General features: G+C 71.0%; 18 protein-coding genes. 8 read left to right on the top strand and 10 right to left on the bottom strand.

All coding sequences use genetic code 11. The features are described from left to right. Positions 1–356: 356 nt before the first annotated feature. Both ACZ68L_RS06710 and ACZ68L_RS06715 read left to right on the top strand, forming a co-directional pair. Entirely contained in the window at positions 357–1,472 is a 1,116-nt protein-coding gene (locus tag ACZ68L_RS06710; RefSeq protein ID WP_469574689.1) for a magnesium and cobalt transport protein CorA, read from the top strand. 12 nt (positions 1,473–1,484) lie between these two features. Next, positions 1,485–2,006: a hypothetical protein gene (locus ACZ68L_RS06715; RefSeq protein ID WP_469574691.1), complete on the top strand. Its 522-nt coding sequence runs from the start codon at positions 1,485–1,487 to the stop codon at positions 2,004–2,006. 134 nt (positions 2,007–2,140) lie between these two features. Here the strand turns inward: ACZ68L_RS06715 and ACZ68L_RS06720 are convergent, their stop codons facing one another. Further along, on the bottom strand, positions 2,141–2,905 hold the full coding sequence (locus ACZ68L_RS06720; protein ID WP_469574693.1) for a hypothetical protein: 765 nt from the start codon (positions 2,903–2,905) through the stop codon (positions 2,141–2,143). 203 nt (positions 2,906–3,108) lie between these two features. Here ACZ68L_RS06720 and ACZ68L_RS06725 point away from each other — a divergent pair, with 203 nt between their 5' ends. The 3 genes from ACZ68L_RS06725 to ACZ68L_RS06735 all read left to right on the top strand — a co-directional run bounded on the left by ACZ68L_RS06725 (position 3,109) and on the right by ACZ68L_RS06735 (position 6,159). Then, on the top strand, positions 3,109–4,383 hold the full coding sequence (locus tag ACZ68L_RS06725; protein ID WP_469574695.1) for a magnesium transporter MgtE N-terminal domain-containing protein: 1,275 nt from the start codon (positions 3,109–3,111) through the stop codon (positions 4,381–4,383). Then, positions 4,373–4,930, top strand: a complete 558-nt coding sequence (locus ACZ68L_RS06730) for a DUF1003 domain-containing protein (protein ID WP_469574696.1) — start codon at positions 4,373–4,375, stop codon at positions 4,928–4,930. The genes ACZ68L_RS06725 and ACZ68L_RS06730 overlap by 11 nt, the downstream gene beginning before the upstream one ends. 95 nt (positions 4,931–5,025) lie before the next feature. Beyond that, positions 5,026–6,159 carry an Mrp/NBP35 family ATP-binding protein gene (locus tag ACZ68L_RS06735; RefSeq protein ID WP_469574698.1) on the top strand — a complete coding sequence of 378 codons (1,134 nt, stop codon included), beginning with the start codon at positions 5,026–5,028 and terminating at the stop codon, positions 6,157–6,159. 169 nt (positions 6,160–6,328) lie between these two features. Here ACZ68L_RS06735 and ACZ68L_RS06740 read toward each other — a convergent pair whose 3' ends face one another. From ACZ68L_RS06740 to sigE, 5 genes are all read right to left on the bottom strand, one after another. Next, the gene (locus ACZ68L_RS06740) at positions 6,329–6,988 is read right to left on the bottom strand and encodes a hypothetical protein (RefSeq protein ID WP_469574700.1); all 660 of its coding nucleotides are present in this window, start codon (positions 6,986–6,988) and stop codon (positions 6,329–6,331) included. A 118-nt stretch (positions 6,989–7,106) separates the two neighbouring features. Further along, a complete protein-coding gene (locus ACZ68L_RS06745) occupies positions 7,107–7,592 on the bottom strand; it encodes a sec-independent translocase (RefSeq protein WP_469574702.1) in 486 nt (161 codons plus the stop codon). 99 nt (positions 7,593–7,691) lie between these two features. Continuing rightward, positions 7,692–9,458, bottom strand: a complete 1,767-nt coding sequence (locus ACZ68L_RS06750; protein WP_469574704.1) for a S1C family serine protease — start codon at positions 9,456–9,458, stop codon at positions 7,692–7,694. A gap of 122 nt (positions 9,459–9,580) precedes the next feature. Beyond that, positions 9,581–10,588 carry a zf-HC2 domain-containing protein gene (locus ACZ68L_RS06755; RefSeq protein ID WP_469574706.1) on the bottom strand — a complete coding sequence of 336 codons (1,008 nt, stop codon included), beginning with the start codon at positions 10,586–10,588 and terminating at the stop codon, positions 9,581–9,583. Continuing rightward, positions 10,585–11,346, bottom strand: a complete 762-nt coding sequence (sigE, locus tag ACZ68L_RS06760; protein WP_469574707.1) for an RNA polymerase sigma factor SigE — start codon at positions 11,344–11,346, stop codon at positions 10,585–10,587. Before sigE ends, ACZ68L_RS06755 begins: the two co-directional genes overlap by 4 nt. A 182-nt stretch (positions 11,347–11,528) precedes the next feature. Between sigE and ACZ68L_RS06765 the strand changes: the two genes are divergently transcribed. After that, complete coding sequence (locus tag ACZ68L_RS06765) at positions 11,529–12,194, top strand: O-methyltransferase (protein WP_361449369.1); 666 nt, start codon at positions 11,529–11,531, stop codon at positions 12,192–12,194. A gap of 200 nt (positions 12,195–12,394) precedes the next feature. Here the strand turns inward: ACZ68L_RS06765 and ACZ68L_RS06770 are convergent, their stop codons facing one another. Continuing rightward, positions 12,395–12,562: a DUF3117 domain-containing protein gene (locus ACZ68L_RS06770; protein WP_003966491.1), complete on the bottom strand. Its 168-nt coding sequence runs from the start codon at positions 12,560–12,562 to the stop codon at positions 12,395–12,397. A gap of 313 nt (positions 12,563–12,875) precedes the next feature. Between ACZ68L_RS06770 and chcB the strand changes: the two genes are divergently transcribed. Further along, on the top strand, positions 12,876–13,688 hold the full coding sequence (chcB, locus tag ACZ68L_RS06775; RefSeq protein WP_469574708.1) for a 2-cyclohexenylcarbonyl CoA isomerase: 813 nt from the start codon (positions 12,876–12,878) through the stop codon (positions 13,686–13,688). A gap of 39 nt (positions 13,689–13,727) precedes the next feature. On the opposite strand, the gene ACZ68L_RS06780 is transcribed toward chcB, so the two are convergent. Both ACZ68L_RS06780 and ACZ68L_RS06785 read right to left on the bottom strand, forming a co-directional pair. Next, the gene (locus ACZ68L_RS06780) at positions 13,728–14,315 is read right to left on the bottom strand and encodes a DNA-3-methyladenine glycosylase I (RefSeq protein ID WP_469574710.1); all 588 of its coding nucleotides are present in this window, start codon (positions 14,313–14,315) and stop codon (positions 13,728–13,730) included. Further along, on the bottom strand, positions 14,312–14,791 hold the full coding sequence (locus ACZ68L_RS06785; RefSeq protein ID WP_469574711.1) for a DivIVA domain-containing protein: 480 nt from the start codon (positions 14,789–14,791) through the stop codon (positions 14,312–14,314). The genes ACZ68L_RS06780 and ACZ68L_RS06785 overlap by 4 nt, the downstream gene beginning before the upstream one ends. Before the next feature lie 183 nt (positions 14,792–14,974). On the opposite strand from ACZ68L_RS06785, the gene folP reads away from it, so the two are divergent. Beyond that, positions 14,975–15,847 carry a dihydropteroate synthase gene (gene folP / locus ACZ68L_RS06790; protein ID WP_469574713.1) on the top strand — a complete coding sequence of 291 codons (873 nt, stop codon included), beginning with the start codon at positions 14,975–14,977 and terminating at the stop codon, positions 15,845–15,847. 297 nt (positions 15,848–16,144) lie between these two features. Here the strand turns inward: folP and ACZ68L_RS06795 are convergent, their stop codons facing one another. After that, positions 16,145–16,897, bottom strand: coding sequence for an LOG family protein (locus ACZ68L_RS06795; protein ID WP_469574714.1), 753 nt, complete (start codon positions 16,895–16,897; stop codon positions 16,145–16,147). Positions 16,898–16,902: the final 5 nt, after the last annotated feature.

The raw sequence follows: 16,902 nt of genomic DNA on the forward strand, positions 1-16,902 counted from the left end.
GCTGGTCGGGGCAGCACGCAGAAGCGTCGCTCTCAGCCCCGACGACACGTCATCCCCCACGGGGGACCGGCTGGAGGAGGTGGGGCTGCCATGGATCGAAGTCGACCGTGCAGTACCAACCGCTCTTCCGCACCTCACCTCTCTTCGGTGATCTGAAGCCTTCTCGGTCAAGGCCCATGGCATTGCGCACGACGGAAGAGCACTTCCCTTTTGTCTGTCTGTAGCGAATTTGCCTGTCTGTAGCGAACGCCGTCATCGCGCCGCCGCGGTGCCGCCCGCTTTGCGGACGTGAGCACACGTCCCCATTCCGGGCTGTTCCACGTGCCCGACGACGGCCCTCCGTGAAGGAGCCAGCCATGTCGATGATCCGCGACCTGCGCGCCGCCGTGCGCCCGTCCCTGCGCAAGAGCAACGCCCTGCACAACAGTTACGACACCACCCGGGACCCGTCCGTCTCCAGCGCGGTGGTCGACTGCGCGGTCTACCGCGACGGACGGCGCCTGGAGAGCGGCACCTGCCGCACGCCGCACGAGGCGATGCTCCAGGTGCGCGAGGAGGGCGGCTTCGCCTGGATCGGTCTGCACGAACCGACCGAGGAGGAATTCGCCGGGATCGCCCGGGAGTTCGGGCTCCACCCGCTCGCCGTCGAGGACGCCGTCCACGCCCACCAGCGACCGAAACTGGAGCGGTACGACGACACGCTCTTCACCGTCTTCAAGACCATCCACTACGTCGAGCACACCGAGCTCACCGCGAGCAGCGAGGTCGTCGAGACCGGCGAGGTGATGTGCTTCACCGGCCGGGACTTCGTCATCACCGTGCGGCACGGCGGCCACGGCTCGCTGCGCGCGCTGCGGCACCGGCTGCAGGACGACACCGAGCTGCTCGCCAAAGGGCCCTCCGCGGTCCTGCACTCCATCGCCGACCATGTCGTCGACGGCTACATCGCGGTGGCGGGTGCGGTCCAGGACGACATCGACGAGGTGGAGATCGAGGTCTTCTCCACCCCCGCGAAGGGCAGCCCGCGCGGCTCCGACGCCGGCCGGATCTACCAGCTCAAGCGCGAGGTCCTGGAGTTCAAGCGCGCCGTGTCGCCGCTGCTGCGGCCGATGCAGCTGCTGAGCGAGCGGCCGATGCGGCTGATCGACCCCGACATCCAGAAGTACTTCCGTGACGTCGCCGACCACCTGGCGCGGGTGCACGAGGAAGTCATCGGCTTCGACGAACTGCTGAACTCGATCCTCCAGGCCAACCTGGCGCAGGCGACCGTCGCGCAGAACGAGGACATGCGCAAGATCACGTCCTGGGCGGCCATCGTCGCCGTCCCGACGATGATCTGCGGCGTCTACGGCATGAACTTCAAGCACATGCCCGAGCTGGGCTGGAAGTACGGCTATCCGATGGTGCTGGGCGTCATCGGGGTGGTCTGCTTCTCCATCCACCGCACGCTCAAGCGCAACGGCTGGCTCTAATAGAGTTCGGCCATGACTGCTGCTGCCGCTGACGTGCCGCTGGGCCGGGCTCTCGTCGAGGAGGCCACCAAGAAGTCCGGCCTCATCTGGGTGCGGGGCACCGGGCCCGCGCGGGCGCTGTGGCACGTGTGGCACGAGGGCGCGGCGCTTCTGGTCGGCGACGGCCCCGGCGAGCAGCCGCTCCCGGTCGGCCTCACCGACGGTTCCACCGCCGAGGTGACCGTACGCAGCAAGGACAAGGGTGGCCGACTGGTGGCCTGGACGGCCACCGTGACGGAGCTCGCGCCGCACTCCGAGGAGTGGGAGGCCGCGGTCGCCGAGCTCAAGGGCAAGCGGCTGAACGCACCGGACGCCGAGCAGATGACGGAGCGGTGGGCGCGCGAGTGCCGGGTGCTGCGGCTGACGCCCGGCGCATTCCGTACGGAGCTGCCGGACGGCTCACTGGCCGCGGCGCCCCTGCCGACGTCCGCGACCACGCGACGACCGGTACCGGCCGGGTTGCCCCGGCTGCTGAAGCGGGGACGCAAGGGCTGACCGGGGTCCGGCGGACCGGCGCGGCCGGGCGGGCTGCCGGCCGTGACGACCGGCGCCGGGCACGGCAGGGTGCGGTCGGGCCGGAGCCGAGCCCCCTGATCCGTACGGCCGGTCCGGGTGTCGCGCGGCCGGTCTCAGGACGACGTCTTGGGCAGCTGCTGCCCGTAGTCGACCGTGTCCCCCTTGGCCGGGGCCTCCAGCGGGAACTCCTTGCCCCAGTCCGACAGCGTCACGATCCCCCCACCGGCGGCGCGCGCGAAGCGCAGCGGATACGGCGTGCCCTCCAGCGAGACGTCGAGCGCGCCACCCTCGCCCTTGCCGCCCGTGATCTGAACGGTCCGGGTCGGTCCGACCGTGCCGCGGTCGCCCTTGTTGAGGGTGCCGTGCAGCGTGAGCAACCCGTCGAGCAGGGTCTTCTTGTCCGTGAAGCCGCGCAGCTGCTTGTACGTGGGGTCGCCCTCGGGCACCTTCACGTATTTGTCCTGGAGCTTGTCCGCGGCGGCCCCGCCCGTGTGGGTGTCGGCGCCGGGCTTCTCGTCGTGGCTCCAGAACCCCGAGTCCGCCTTCAGATAGAGATCGTCACCGATCCGCAGCAGCTCGAAGGTGCTGCCCTTCGAGACGACCGAGCCGGTTCCGCCCTTCTCCCTCAGCCGCATGTTGAGCTGGTACGTGCCGCCCTTGCTGACCAACTTCCCCGCGAGGCGCACCGCGTCGGCCGAGCCCGCGGCGGTCTGCGCCTTCTTCTCGATCTCCTCGGCGGTGAGTTTGCCGACCCCGTTGGTCCCCTTGTCCGGATCCTCGCCCCCGCACCCCGTGAGGGCGGTGGTCAGTGCCGCGCAGAGCACAACGGCGAGGGCGGTCCGGCGTCGGGCCCGGACGGGCCGAACGGAAGAGGTCACGGGCGCACTGCCTCTCATCTGCATGGTGGGGGTGGCAGACGGCAGCGTACCCGTGCCGTTCATGCCTTCCGGCAGAGAGCCGTACGGACGGGTCCACCGGGGCGGCCCGGAGCGGTACGGGCTAGCCTGATCCCGTCATAACGGTTAATTAGCTGTCAAACGGACCGGACAGGGAAGTCGTACACGGAAGAAGGAGGCGCACCATGGCGGCAGGCGCCCCCCGGGTCTTCGTCTCGCATCTCGCCGGCGTCCCGGTCTTCGACCCCAACGGCGACCAGGTGGGCCGCGTCCGCGATCTGGTCGCGATGCTGCGGGTCGGCGGCCGGCCACCCCGGCTGCTCGGCCTGGTCGTCGAGGTGCTCACCCGCCGCCGCATCTTCCTCCCGATGACCCGGGTCACCGGGATCGAGTCCGGTCAGGTCATCACCACCGGCGTGGTCAACGTGCGGCGCTTCGAACAGCGGCCCACCGAACGCCTGGTGCTCGGCGAGTTCCTCGACCGGCGCGTCCGTCTCGTGGAGACCGGCGAGGAGGTCACCGTCCTCGATGTCGCCATCCAGCAGCTTCCGGCCCGCCGCGACTGGGAGATCGACAAGTACTTCGTGCGCAAGGGCAAGGGCGGGGCGCTGCGGCGCAAGGGCGAGACGTTGACGGTCGAGTGGTCGGCGGTCAGCGGATTCTCGCTGGAGGAGCACGGGCAGGGCACCGAGTCCCTGGTCGCCACGTTCGAGCGGCTGCGCCCCACCGACGTGGCCAACGCGCTGCACCATCTGTCGCCGAAGCGACGGGCCGAGGTCGCCGCCGCGCTCGACGACGACCGGCTCGCCGACGTCCTGGAGGAGCTGCCCGAGGACGACCAGGTGGAGATCATCGGCAAGCTCCAGGAGGAGCGCGCCGCCGACGTCCTGGAGGCCATGGACCCGGACGACGCGGCCGACCTGCTGTCGGAGCTGCCCGAGGAGGACAAGGAGCGGCTGCTGACCCTGATGCGTCCGGACGACGCGGCCGATGTGCGGCGCCTCATGTCGTACGAGGAACGGACCGCGGGCGGCCTGATGACCACCGAGCCGATCATTCTGCGCCCGGACGCGACCGTCGCCGACGCGCTCGCGCGGGTCCGGCAGGCGGATCTGTCCCCGGCGCTCGCCGCCCAGGTGTACGTGTGCCGCTCCCCGGACGAGACGCCGACCGGCAAGTACCTGGGCACCGTGCACTTCCAGCGGCTGCTGCGGGATCCGCCGTACGCGCTGGTCAGCTCGATCGTCGACAGCGACCTCGTCCCCCTCGCGCCGGACACCCCGCTGCCGGCCGTGACCAGCTATCTGGCGGCGTACAACCTGGTCTCCGCTCCGGTCGTGGACGAGAGCGGATCGCTGCTCGGCGCGGTGACCGTCGACGACGTGCTCGACCACCTGCTGCCCGAGGACTGGCGGGAGACCGACTTCCACGGTGAGGAGGAGGTCGCCCGTGGCCGGTGAGGACCGCGCGAAGGCGGCACCGGCGGGTGCCTCCGGCATCGCGCGCCCGCCCCGCGCCCGGCTGGATCAGCCGAAGCGTCCGCGACGGCGGCTGCTGCCCGACTACGACCCCGAGGCGTTCGGCCGGTTCTCCGAGCGGATCGCCCGCTTCCTGGGCACCGGACGCTTCATCGTCTGGATGACGCTGGTCATCTTCATCTGGCTGGTGTGGAACGTCTTCGCGCCCGCGGGCTTGCGGTTCGACCCGTACCCGTTCATCTTCCTGACGCTGATGCTGTCGCTCCAGGCCTCCTACGCGGCCCCGCTGATCCTGCTCGCACAGAACCGGCAGGACGACCGCGACCGGGTCACCCACGAGCAGGACCGCAAGCAGAACGAGCGCTCCATCGCGGACACCGAGTACCTCACCCGGGAGATCGCGGCACTGCGGATGGGCCTCGGCGAGGTCGCCACCCGCGACTGGATCCGCTCGGAGCTGGAGGACCTCATGCGGGATCTGGGGGACCGGCACGCACTGCTCCCGGGGGAGAGCGACGAGGACCACTGACGGGGTTACTCGCGCGTAGCAGCCGGCGCCGTACGCCCTCCCGCCGCCCGCACCACCCTTTCAACGAGCGCCTCCCGCACCCGTACTATCAATGTATGGCTACGGAAGACGCGGTGCTTGAGGCACTGGCGACAGTGAACGACCCGGAGATCCACCGCCCGATCACCGAACTCGGCATGGTGAAGTCGGTCGAGATCGGTGCTGACGGTGTGGTCGCTGTCACGGTCTATCTCACGGTCTCAGGCTGTCCGATGCGCGAGACGATCACCAAGAGCGTGACCGACGCGGTGGCGAAGGTCGAAGGCGTCACCCGCGTCGACGTCACGCTCGACGTGATGAGTGACGCACAGCGCAAGGAGCTCACGTCCTCGCTGCGCGGCGGCACGGCGGAGCGCGAGGTGCCGTTCGCCAAGCCCGGCTCGCTGACCCGGGTCTACGCGGTCGCGTCCGGCAAGGGCGGCGTCGGCAAGTCGTCGGTCACGGTGAACCTGGCGGCCGCGATGGCGGCCGACGGCCTCAAGGTCGGTGTCGTGGACGCGGACATCTACGGGCACAGCGTGCCCCGGATGCTCGGTGCGGACGGCAAGCCGACCCAGGTCGAGAACATGATCATGCCGCCGTCGGCGCACGGCGTGAAGGTCATCTCCATCGGCATGTTCACCCCGGGCAATACCCCGGTGGTGTGGCGCGGACCGATGCTGCACCGCGCACTCCAGCAGTTCCTCGCCGATGTGTACTGGGGCGACCTGGACGTCCTGCTGCTCGACCTGCCGCCGGGCACCGGTGACATCGCGATCTCGGTGGCGCAGCTCGTGCCGAACGCCGAGATCCTGGTCGTCACGACCCCGCAGCAGGCGGCGGCCGAGGTGGCCGAGCGGGCCGGTTCGATCGCCGTGCAGACGCACCAGAAGATCGTCGGCGTCGTCGAGAACATGTCGGGACTACCGTGCCCGCACTGCGACGAGATGGTGGACGTCTTCGGCACCGGCGGTGGCCAAAGGGTCGCCGAGGGACTGACGAGGACGGTCGGCGCCGAGGTGCCGGTGCTCGGCTCCATCCCGATCGACGTACGGCTGCGCGAGGGCGGCGACGAGGGCAAGCCGGTCGTCCTTTCCGACCCCGACTCCCCGGCCGGAAAGGCGCTTCGCACCATCGCGGACAAGCTGGGAGGCCGTCAGCGCGGCCTGTCCGGCATGTCGCTGGGGATCACCCCGCGCAACAAGTTCTGAGCCGAGTCGAGGGACGGGGGCGGCTGTCCTCCTACGGCCGGTGATCCTCGGCCGGTGGTCCGTCCTCGCTCGCCGGACGGGTCCGCTCCTCGGGCCCGTCCGGGAACGGGAACGGGGTCGCGAACGGGGAGGCAACCGGACGGGACCGGTCACCGCCCCGCGCCCGGCCCTACGCGTACGTGGTGATGTCGCCGATCACCGAGAAACCCAGTCCGTACGCGCTCATTCCCCGCCCGTACGCGCCGATGTGCACCCCGCCGCGCGCCGATCCCGCCAGCACCCAGCCGAACTCGGACTCTCGGTAGTGGAACGGCACGGGGACGCCGTCCACCGGCAACGACAGCACCGACCACGCGGGGCCGTCCAGATCGTCGGCGAGTTCGAACGCCGTCTCCGTCTGCTGGTCCAGCCAGTCGTCACGCAGTGAGTGATCCATCTGCGCAGGCCATGTGCAGGCCAGCAGACCGGACCCGGCCAGCCAGGCCGCGGAGGAGACCGTGGTCGCGTCCAGCACCCCCGTACCGTCACCGCTGTGCCGCACCGGGCTGCTGGCCACCGTCACGACGACGGCGAATCGTTGCTTCTCGGCGCCCGCGTCGGCCCGTACCGACGGCTCGTCACCGTGCCCGATGGAGCCGTGCTGCACCGTGCCGTCCGCGGCGGTGCCCACCTGCATCAGCCGCCGCGGGCCGGTGAAGGCCTCGTCCAGCGCGTACCAGGGAAACGGAGCAGCCAGATATCCGTCGACAGTACGCCGGGCCGCCGGCATCCCCTCTGCGGTGGCTGTGTCCGGCGCGCCTTCCGCGCCCACCCGACTGGTCGTCTCCATCTGCCCGGCCGCCTCCTCGATCCCTGGGGTCCGGAGCGGCCCGCCCCCCACGGGCGTCCTCACAACCGGACAGATGGAGAATAGCCATACCGTCCGGACGAGTCGGGATTGACTGCGGTCAGGTGGCGTCGGCGTCGAACGGCGGGCGGTCGTCCTTCGCGGGCTGTTCACGCTTCTTGAGCAGGTCCGGAGTCCCGGCGGAGCCGTTGGCGGCGGTGATCGCCGAGCCACCCGACACGCCGCTGCGGGAGTCCGCGGACTCCACGGCGGCGCTCTCCCGGCCGTTCACCGCGTCGGTGACCTCCGCCAGGTCCTTGCGCAGGTCGAAGCTCTCGCGGATCTCCTTCAGCCCCAGGTCGTCGCCGCCGTCCATGAGCTGCTTGCGGACGAACGTCTTGGGATTGAGGTCCTCGAACTCGAAGTCCTTGAACTCCGGGCCGAGCTCCGTACGGATGTCCTCCTTGGCACTCTCCGAGAACTCGCGGATCTTACGGATGAAGCGCGAGGCGTCCTGGATGACCTTGGGCAGCTTGTCCGGGCCGAAGATCAGCACGCCCAGGATCGCGAGCGTCACCAGCTCCAGTGGGCCTATGTCATTGAACACCCTGTTGCTCCTCGTGTTCTCCGAGACCAGGTCGGTTGTGGTCCGGACCCGGCCCACGGTACCGGTCGAAACTACCCGCGCGGTAGCGTCCCGTGGCGGTCACGTGCCGGTTGCGGAGCCAAGAGTCAAAGAGATGGACAGGTCTTTACCACCACGGGTCAGGGTGAGGTCCAGACGGTCGCCGGGCCGGTGGGCGCGGATCTTCACGATCAGTTCCTCGCCGCGGTGCACCCGCTGACCGTCGACCGCGGTGATGACGTCCCCCGGCTTGATCCCGGCCCTGGCCCCGGGCCCGTCGGGCGCGACCGCGGACTTGCCGGCGGCGCCCTTCGTGCCGACCTTGGCGCCGTCGCCGGTGTACTTCATGTCCAATGTGACGCCGATCACCGGGTGGGTGGCCTTCCCGGTGTTGATCAGCTCCTCGGCGACTCGCTTGCCCTGGTTGATCGGAATGGCGAAGCCGAGACCGATGGACCCGGCCTGCCCGCCCTCGGTGCTCGAACCGTTGTCCGCGGCGCGGATGGCGCTGTTGATACCTATGACATGGGCATCGGTGTCGACGAGCGGGCCGCCGGAGTTGCCCGGGTTGATCGGGGCGTCGGTCTGCAGCGCGTCGACGTAGCTGATGTCGCTGCCGTCGCCCTTCTCGCCGCCCGCGGTGATCGGCCGGTCCTTGGCGCTGATGATGCCGGAGGTCACCGTGTTGGACAGGTCGAAGGGGGCGCCGATGGCCACCACCGGGTCACCGACCTGCACATTGTCGGAGTTGCCCAGCGGCAGCGGCTTGAGGCCGGAGACGCCGCTGACCTTGACCACGGCGAGGTCGTAGCCGCTGTCCTTGCCGACGACCTCGGCGCGTGCGGTCTCGCCGCCGCTGAACGTCACGGTGATCTCTCCGGAGGACCCGGCCGGGGCGACGACGTGGTTGTTGGTGAGGATGTGGCCGCGGTTGTCGAGAACGAACCCGGTGCCGGTGCCGGACTCTGCCGTCCCGCTGACGTGGAGGGTGACGACGCTGGGCAGGGCACTGGCGGCGATGCCCGCGACGCTGTCGGGGGCGCGCCCGCCGCTGTTCCGGCCGGCCTGCGGAAGGTCGATCTGGGTGAGACCGCCGTTGCGCTCGATGTAGGAGCCGATGCCGCCGCCGATGCCACCGGCCACCAGCGCGAGCAGCACCGCACCGATGAGGAGGGAACCGCGGCGGCTCTTCTTCCGGCCGTTGTCGGCCCCGAGCGGCGGCCCCGGATTGGTCAGCGGCTGCCGGGGCGCACCCCAGGGGTCGTACTGGAGCCACTGCGTCGACTGGGGCTGGAGCACGGGCTGCACACCCTGGGGGTGCTGGGACTGGTGATGCTGGGGGTGCTGGGGCGGTGAGTGCTGGGGCGGAGGTGTGAAACCGGGGGCGGCCGTGGAGGCGTCGGGCCGGCCGGCTCCGTTCGTCGCAGCCGCGTACTGCGGGGGTACGGGGGTGCCGTGCGCCGGGGTCGGGACCGGTCGCTGTACGGGCGGTGCGGGCGCCCAGGGGCCGGGTCCGCCGTACGGCGGGGTGCTGTACTGATCGGGCTCGTGCAGGGGCGCGGGCCGCGCGGCCGGTACGGATGCCACGGGCTCGACCGCCGGGGGCTGCGACGCCGGCTCCGCGGCCGGGGGGTGCGCCGCCGACTCCGGAGCCGGCGGCTGGAGCGGCGCGTCGGGCGCGGACGCTTGTGCCACGCTCGTCGGATCCGTCACATCGGCCGTCACATCGGCTGCGGACACCGCGTCCTCTACGGGGGACGGCTCGTCCGGCGCTGTGCGGGCGGTGCGTCCCGGCGCGGGCCGGCTCCACCACTTCGCCTTCGGCCCCGTGGACTTCCCGTCTTCCATGCTCTCCCCGCAACTGCCGCGACTGGCCTCTGCACGCCCCGGCAGGGGCGTGCCTCCCGGAATTCCTCCCGGAATTCCTCCCGGAATTCAACCAGGTTTGCGAAGGTCTGCGCAGACCTTGGTCAGCGCCGGGAGGAAAGCGGAAGACCGCGATCGGCGGGGGTGGGGAGGGCGGAGGCCGACGGAGGCGTCCACGACGGCTGCGCGGAGGGCGAGGGGGGCGGCGGGGCGAGTCTTCCGAGCACTCGGACGAAGAGCGGGGAGGTGCCGGTCGGACGTATCAGCGGTGGCGCGGACACATTGGTCAGGACCGGGACGGCGAAGGTGCTGTCCGTGAGGCTTCCGGAGGTGAGCAGCGCGGGGGCGGCGGAGAGCGGTGCCTGTGTGGCCTCCGGCACGGGCGGCGGACCGGCCGCGGCGATCGAGCGGTCGCCCGCCTCCGTCGCGGCGAGCGAGCCCTGGCCGCTGCCGCGGCGGCTCGCGGCGCCGGTGTTCTCACCGCGGGAAGTCGTGTCGAGCGGGGTCACCGTGTTTCCGGTGCCCGCGGCCCGCGCCGGGGTGCCGGAACCCGCGCCGGTCGGCAGGGCGCCGCCCAGCGCGATGGCCGCCAGCGAGACGGCGCTGGCGGCTGCGAAGGCGAATCTCCGGCCGCGCCAGGGCGAACGGTCCCCCTCGCGGCTCACCTCATGGATCCGGAAGCCCGAGCGGGAGGAACCACCCGGCAGTACGGCGGTCGATCCGTGCGGGTCCGGGAGGAAGCCGAAACCGCCCAGGGGCAAATCGCCCGGCGACTCCGTGCGGCTGCCGGGCGGCTGGATCACGGGGAAGAGCCCGTCGGCGAAGCGCCCGGAGCCGCCGAATGGTCTTCCCTGGCCGTCGTCGTCACCCCCCGGTCCCCCGGGAAGGCCCTGCAGCCGGGCGAGGAACCCCTCGGACGGCGAAGGCGGGGCGGACTGAGCGAAGACACTCTTCAGGCGCCGCTGGGCGGCAGCCTCGGCCTTGCACTTGGCACAGGTCGCGAGGTGCGCGAGCACCCGCTCTCGGGTGTCGTGTTTCAGTTCGCCGTCGACAAGCGCGGCGAGTCGGTCCCCCAGGTGTTGCTCCGCAGGGGTCGGACTTGTGCCACTCACGCCGTTCCGCCCTCCCCTGCCAGGATCGCGCCCGCCAGCGAGCGCTGCTCGGCGCGGGCCTCGGGCGAACGGTGCCGCAGCGCCTTGCGCAGGTGCGAGCGACCGCGGTGGATACGGCTGCGCACGGTGCCGAGCTTCACGCCCAGCGTCGCGGCGATCTCCTCGTACGAGAGGCCCTCGATGTCACAGAGCACGACGGCGGCACGGAATTCGGGCGCGAGGGTGTCCAGCGCCTGCTGCACATCCGCGTCGAAGTGGGTGTCGTTGAAGACCTGCTGCGGGGACGGCTCACGGCTCGGCAGCCGCTCGGCGGCGTCGTCGCCGAGGGAGTCGAAGCGGATCCGCTGCTTACGGCGGACCATGTCCAGGAACAGGTTGGTCGTGATGCGGTGCAGCCAGCCCTCGAAGGTGCCCGGCGTATAGGTCGACAGCGACCGGAACACGCGGACGAAGACCTCCTGGGTGAGGTCCTCCGCGTCGTGCTGGTTGCCCGTCAGCCTGTAGGCGAGGCGGTAGACACGGCCGCTGTGCGTGCTGACGATCTCTTCCCATGAGGGCGGCGTCCACGCCTGGGAGTCCGCATCTGAGGCGAAGGTCGCGGTCGTTACGGAGTCGTTGGAAGAACGGTCAGCAATGTTGGTCACGGATTTCGGCTCACCCGCCGACCTGAGAAAGCGCCGAAGCGCTCCTCTCCGATCCACAGGCGCAGCCGCACCTCCCCTATCGGCTCTGGTGGTGTCCAGTGGAGCCCCTACCATAGCCACCTCGCCCGTTAGCTCCGGATAAGCCTTTTTCCTGCTGGGGCCGGGGGTCACCCCGGGTACCGTCGGCCCATGGTTCCCGGACCCGATCCGCGGGCCGATTCCATGCGCTTTCCCCTGCCCTTGGACAACGCCTGGTCCCATCAGCGGGTTCCCGGGTACAGCGGATACAGTCACCGTTGCGCCAACTACGGGGACAGGAGAGGGTCATTACCGCCAACCGGCAGACGAGCTGGGCGTTCGCCGACGCCTTTGTCGCCGAGGACGAAGCATTGCGCTGGGCCCGGGACCGGGCCCGGGAGGCAGGGCTTCGCTCGGTGTCGCCAGGTACCGGCGCCGCGCTGCGCTTGCTCGCTGCCACGACGGACGCCAAAGCGGTGGCCGAAATCGGCACCGGGACGGGCGTGTCCGGACTCTATCTGCTGCACGGCATGCGGCCCGACGGGGTGCTGACCACGGTCGACCCGGAGCCCGAGCGCCAGCAGTTCGCCCGTGAGGCGTTCCGGGCCGCGGGGTTCGCGACCAACAGGGCCCGCTTCATTCCCGGCCGCGCCCTGGACGTACTGCCACGGCTCGCGGACGGCGGGTACGACCTGGTGTTCTGCGACGGCGACCGGCTGGAGAGCCTCGACTGTCTCGCTGAATCGTTGCGCCTGCTGCGGCCGGGCGGCCTGGTCTGCTTCGAGGGCGTGTTCGCCGACGGCCGTACGGTCGATTCCGCGGCACAGCCCGCGGAGGTTCTGCGGCTGCGGGAACTGCTGCGCGCGGTGCGGGAGAGCCAGGAGCTGATGGCGACGCTGCTGCCGGTGGGCGACGGCCTGCTGTGTGCGGTGCGGCGGGGCTGAGGAGCGGCGGAAGCGGGCCGGGACAGGGCCCTCGTCCCGCACCCGGGGCGTCCGGGCTCGTCCTCCGCCGCCGGACCGGCCCGCTTCCGCCGCCGCGATGTTCCGACCACCGGACCGGCCCTGCTCGGCCTGGCGTGAACGCATCACTGCCCCGGCACGGACACCGTGCCGGGGCAGTCATGAAGTGTGGGCGCCTCTGCTCAGCCGACGACCTTCTTGAGGGCGTCGCCGAGTGCATCGGCCTCGTCCGGGGTCAGCTCCACGACAAGCCGACCGCCGCCTTCGAGCGGAACGCGCATGACAATGCCCCGCCCCTCCTTTGTCACCTCGAGCGGGCCGTCGCCCGTCCGCGGCTTCATGGCCGCCATGCTCGTTCCCCTTCCTGAAACCAGCTCATCGCAACCGGCGGCCCCATGACAGGCGCTGTGTCACCGGCATCGAACACATTGCTTCCAGGCCATTATCCCGCATCACAGACCCCGATGACCAACATCGGTCTGCATCGCTTACGCAACGCGCTTTCTCAAAACCACCCAATTCGGCGATCCAGCTGCGATACTCCGTCCCCTTCACCCCTTCATCAGGGCGCAATTGTTAGACGCAGGTCACATGTTCGCTCGCGCCGGAGTCGGCCATGCTTGCCTGGACAGGCATTGCCCGAGGCGCAGAGGGGACAGCGAAATGGCCGACCGGATGGCGGACAGCGTGCTCTACGAGGTGAGCGAGGGGCTCGCGACGATCACGATCAACCGTCCCGACGCGATGAACGCCATGAACACCGCGGCCAAGGTGGCGCTCCGTGACGCACTGCGGTCCGCGGCGGCCGACGCCGACGTACGGGCCGTTCTGCTCACCGCGACGGGGCGCGCCTTCTGCGTCGGCCAGGACCTGAAGGAGCACATCGGCAAGCTCGACGAGGCCCGCGAGTCCGGCGGCGGCAATGCGCTGAGCACCGTGCGGGAGCACTACAACCCGATCGTGCGGGCCATCACCGAGATGCCCAAGCCGGTGGTCGCCGGGGTGAACGGTGTCGCGGCCGGTGCCGGTTTCGGGTTCGCGCTCGCCTGCGACTACCGGGTGGTCGCCGACACCGCCTCGTTCAACACGTCCTTCGCCGGAGTGGCCCTCACCGCCGACTCGGGCGTCTCCTGGACGCTGCCCCGGCTGATCGGGCAGAGCCGCGCCGCGGACCTGCTGTTCTTCCCGCGCTCGATCTCCGCGCAGGACGCCCACGAGCTGGGCATCGTGAACAAGCTGGTGCCCGCCGCCGACCTGGCCGCCGAGGCCGCGGCCGTGGCCCGCACCCTGACGTCCGGTCCCACGGTGGCGTACGCCTCGCTCAAGGAGTCCCTGGCCCACGGCGCCACCCACACGCTGAGCGAGGCGCTGGTGAAGGAGGACGAACTCCAGACGAGGGCGGGCGCTTCCGAGGACCACGCCATCGCGGTGCGGGCGTTCCTGAACAAGGAGAAGCCGAAGTACCTCGGCCGGTAGCCACCGGGACCGGTCCGGCCCCGGTCCACCCGACGGGTCCTACGCCCCGCCGCCGCGCGCCACGCAGTCGGCCAGGTGGTCGTCGACGAGGCCGCAGGCCTGCATCAGGGCGTAGGCCGTCGTGGGTCCGACGAAGCGCAGGCCGCACTTCTTCAGATCCTTGGCCAGGGCCGTGGACTCCGGGGTGACCGCGGGAACGTCTCCGACGGTGAGCGGGGCCGGGCGGGCGGCCGGGTCGGGGGCGTGGGACCAGATCAGCTCGTCCAGCTCACCGGCGCGCCAGTCGGCCAGCACCTTGGCGTTGGCGAGGGTCGCCTCGATCTTCGCCCGGTTGCGGATGATCCCGGCGTCGGCGAGGAGCCGCTCCTTGTCGGCGTCGGTGAACTCCGCAACCGCGGCGATCTTGAACCCGGCGAAGGCGGAGCGGAAGCCCTCTCGGCGACGCAGGATCGTCAGCCAGGAAAGACCGGACTGGAACGCCTCCAGACAGAGCCGTTCGAAGAGGGCGTCGTCGCCGTGGACGGGGCGGCCCCATTCGGTGTCGTGATACGTGAGGTAGTCCTCGGTGGAGAGCCCCCACGGGCAGCGCAGGCCCCCGTCCGGGGCCGCTTCCGGGCCGCCGCTCATCGCTGGGGCTCCTCTCCCTGCTCGCCGGGCCGTCGGACGTCCTGCCCCGGGTCCTGTCGAGGGTCCTGGCGGGGGGCTTCCCCCGGTGCGGCCGGACGGTCCTCCGGCGGCTCCCACGTCAGCTCCGGCCGGCCCTCCGGCGGCTTGAGCAGATCGGGGCCGCCGACCGCGGTCGCCTGCGCCCCGGCCAGCGCCGACTCCAGTTCCGCGATGCGCGCGTCCCGCTCGGCGAGCTCCGCCCCGAGCCGGTCGAGCGCCTCGTCGACATCCGTCATGCGGTAGCCGCGCACGGCCACCGGCAACCGCAGCGCCTCGACGTCCGCGCGGCCCACCGGGCGCGTCGCGGGCAGCGGGTCGGTCAGCCGCTCGGGCGCCACGTCCTGCAGGACGGCACTCTTCCCCCCGCCGACCACCGCGAGGGTGACCGCGGCCACGACCACCACCATCGCCAGCAGCAAGAACCAGAACACGCGCATCTCCCCGGGAGCGGAAACCTGTCCGGGTCCGATCGTGCCATGCGGCACTGACAGTCACGGCCTCGCCCACGGCAGGGAGCGGGCCCCGACGCCCCGCGACCGCGCAGCCCGCTCCCTGTCGTGGGCGAGGCCGCTAGGGTCGCAGGCGACCCATGGGGCGATCTACCAGAGGAGAAACACGGGATGCGAAGCGGTGCGCTCAGGCTGGGCCGACGTGAATTCGGTGCGCACGAGCCGGTGATCATGGCGATCGTGAACCGTACCCCGGACTCCTTCTACGACCAGGGCGCGACGTTCCGGGACGAGCCGGCGCTCGCCCGGGTCGAACAGGCCGTGGCGGACGGCGCGGCGATCATCGACATCGGGGGCGTGAAGGCGGGCCCCGGCGAAGAGGTGACCGCCCAGGAGGAGGCCCGTCGCACGGTGGGGTTCGTCGCCGAGGTGCGGCGCCGCCACCCGGACGTGGTGATCAGTGTCGACACCTGGCGCCACGATGTCGGCGAGGCGGTCTGCGAGGCCGGGGCGGATGTGCTGAACGACGCGTGGGGAGGCGTCGACCCGAAGCTCGCGGAGGTCGCCGCGCGGTACGGCGCCGGTCTGGTGTGCACGCACGCGGGCGGCGCCGAGCCGCGGACCCGGCCGCACCGGGTCGTGTACGACGACGTGATGGCGGACATCCTGCGGGTGACGGTGGGACTGGCCGAGCGGGCGGTCGAGCTGGGGGTGCGGCCGGACGGCATCATGATCGACCCCGGTCATGACTTCGGGAAGAACACCCGGCACTCGCTGGAGGCGACGCGTCGGCTCGGCGAGATGACCGAGACCGGGTGGCCGGTCCTCGTCTCGCTGTCCAACAAGGACTTCGTCGGCGAGACGCTCGACCGGCCGGTGAAGGAACGGGTGATCGGGACACTGGCGACGACGGCCGTCTCCGCATGGCTGGGGGCGCAGGTGTACCGGGTGCACGAGGTGGCGGAGACGCGGCAGGTGCTGGACATGGTGGCCTCCATCGCGGGGCACCGGGAACCGGCGGTCGCTCGGAGAGGGCTGGCATAACCGGGACGCGGGGCGGCGGACAGGACCGGCGGTCGCTCGGAGAAGGCCGACATAACCCGGACGCGGGTCAGGGCGCCCTCCGGGGGGCGGCGTGACCGGGGCGCGGGGTGGCGAGGAAGCGGAAGGGGCGCAGGGGCACCCGGAACGGGCGTGTCCGCCGACCGCCCCCTACCCCTGACGGCCGGGATGTCCGCCGACCGCCCCTCCCCCTGACGGCCGGGATGTCCGCCGACCGGCCCCTTCCCGTGACCGGGAGCCCGCCCTGACCCCGCTCCTCGGTCGCCGCGGAGGCCCGTACTACCGGGAGCCGACCTCCTTCGTCACGAGGTTGACCGCCTCGTCCACGTCGTCCGTGACGTGGAACAGCAGCAGATCGTGCTCGGACGCCTTGCCCTGCGCCACCACCGTGTCCCGCAGCCAGTCCACCAGCCCGCTCCAGTACGCCGTGCCGAACAGCACGATCGGGAAGCGGGTGACCTTGCCCGTCTGGACGAGGGTGAGGGCCTCGAAGAGTTCGTCCAGCGTGCCGAGGCCGCCGGGCAGGACGACAAACCCTTGAGCATACTTCACAAACATCGTTTTTCGGACAAAGAAGTAACGGAAGTTCACGCCGATGTCGACGTGCGGGTTGAGCCCGGACTCGAAGGGCAGCTCGATGCCGAGGCCGACCGAGACTCCCTTCGCCTCCCGCGCACCCTTGTTCGCGGCCTCCATCGCTCCGGGGCCGCCCCCGGTGATCACCGCGAAGCCCGCCTCGACCAGGGCCCTGCCGATCTGTACACCCGCCTCGTAGTCCGGCCCGCCGGCCGGGGTGCGGGCCGAGCCGAAGACGCTGATGGCGCTCGGCAGCTCGGCGAGGGCGCCGAATCCCTCGACGAACTCCGACTGGATGCGCATCACCCGCCATGGGTCGGTGTGCACCCACTCGGAGTCGCCCTCGGTGTCCAGCAGCCGCTGATCCGTGGTGCCGGGCTGTACCTGTTCCCTGCGGCGCAGTACCGGTCCGAGCCGCTGCTCCTCGGGGACGTGCGCTCCCTCGGGGTTGCCCATGATCC

The sequence above is a fragment of the Streptomyces sp. NPDC104309 genome, assembly GCF_055584025.1.

What these genes read in the sequence shown, in the direction of transcription:
- ACZ68L_RS06710 (WP_469574689.1), top strand. Translation starts at nt 357, where the DNA reads ATGTCGATGATCCGCGACCTGCGCGCCGCCGTGCGCCCGTCCCTGCGC.
- ACZ68L_RS06715 (WP_469574691.1), top strand. Translation starts at nt 1,485, where the DNA reads ATGACTGCTGCTGCCGCTGACGTGCCGCTGGGCCGGGCTCTCGTCGAG.
- ACZ68L_RS06725 (WP_469574695.1), top strand. Translation starts at nt 3,109, where the DNA reads ATGGCGGCAGGCGCCCCCCGGGTCTTCGTCTCGCATCTCGCCGGCGTC.
- ACZ68L_RS06735 (WP_469574698.1), top strand. Translation starts at nt 5,026, where the DNA reads ATGGCTACGGAAGACGCGGTGCTTGAGGCACTGGCGACAGTGAACGAC.
- ACZ68L_RS06740 (WP_469574700.1), bottom strand. Translation starts at nt 6,988, where the DNA reads ATGGAGACGACCAGTCGGGTGGGCGCGGAAGGCGCGCCGGACACAGCC.
- ACZ68L_RS06750 (WP_469574704.1), bottom strand. Translation starts at nt 9,458, where the DNA reads ATGGAAGACGGGAAGTCCACGGGGCCGAAGGCGAAGTGGTGGAGCCGG.
- sigE (WP_469574707.1), bottom strand. Translation starts at nt 11,346, where the DNA reads ATGGTAGGGGCTCCACTGGACACCACCAGAGCCGATAGGGGAGGTGCG.
- ACZ68L_RS06770 (WP_003966491.1), bottom strand. Translation starts at nt 12,562, where the DNA reads ATGGCGGCCATGAAGCCGCGGACGGGCGACGGCCCGCTCGAGGTGACA.
- chcB (WP_469574708.1), top strand. Translation starts at nt 12,876, where the DNA reads ATGGCCGACCGGATGGCGGACAGCGTGCTCTACGAGGTGAGCGAGGGG.
- ACZ68L_RS06780 (WP_469574710.1), bottom strand. Translation starts at nt 14,315, where the DNA reads ATGAGCGGCGGCCCGGAAGCGGCCCCGGACGGGGGCCTGCGCTGCCCG.
- ACZ68L_RS06785 (WP_469574711.1), bottom strand. Translation starts at nt 14,791, where the DNA reads ATGCGCGTGTTCTGGTTCTTGCTGCTGGCGATGGTGGTGGTCGTGGCC.
- folP (WP_469574713.1), top strand. Translation starts at nt 14,975, where the DNA reads ATGCGAAGCGGTGCGCTCAGGCTGGGCCGACGTGAATTCGGTGCGCAC.
- ACZ68L_RS06795 (WP_469574714.1), bottom strand. Translation starts at nt 16,897, where the DNA reads ATGGGCAACCCCGAGGGAGCGCACGTCCCCGAGGAGCAGCGGCTCGGA.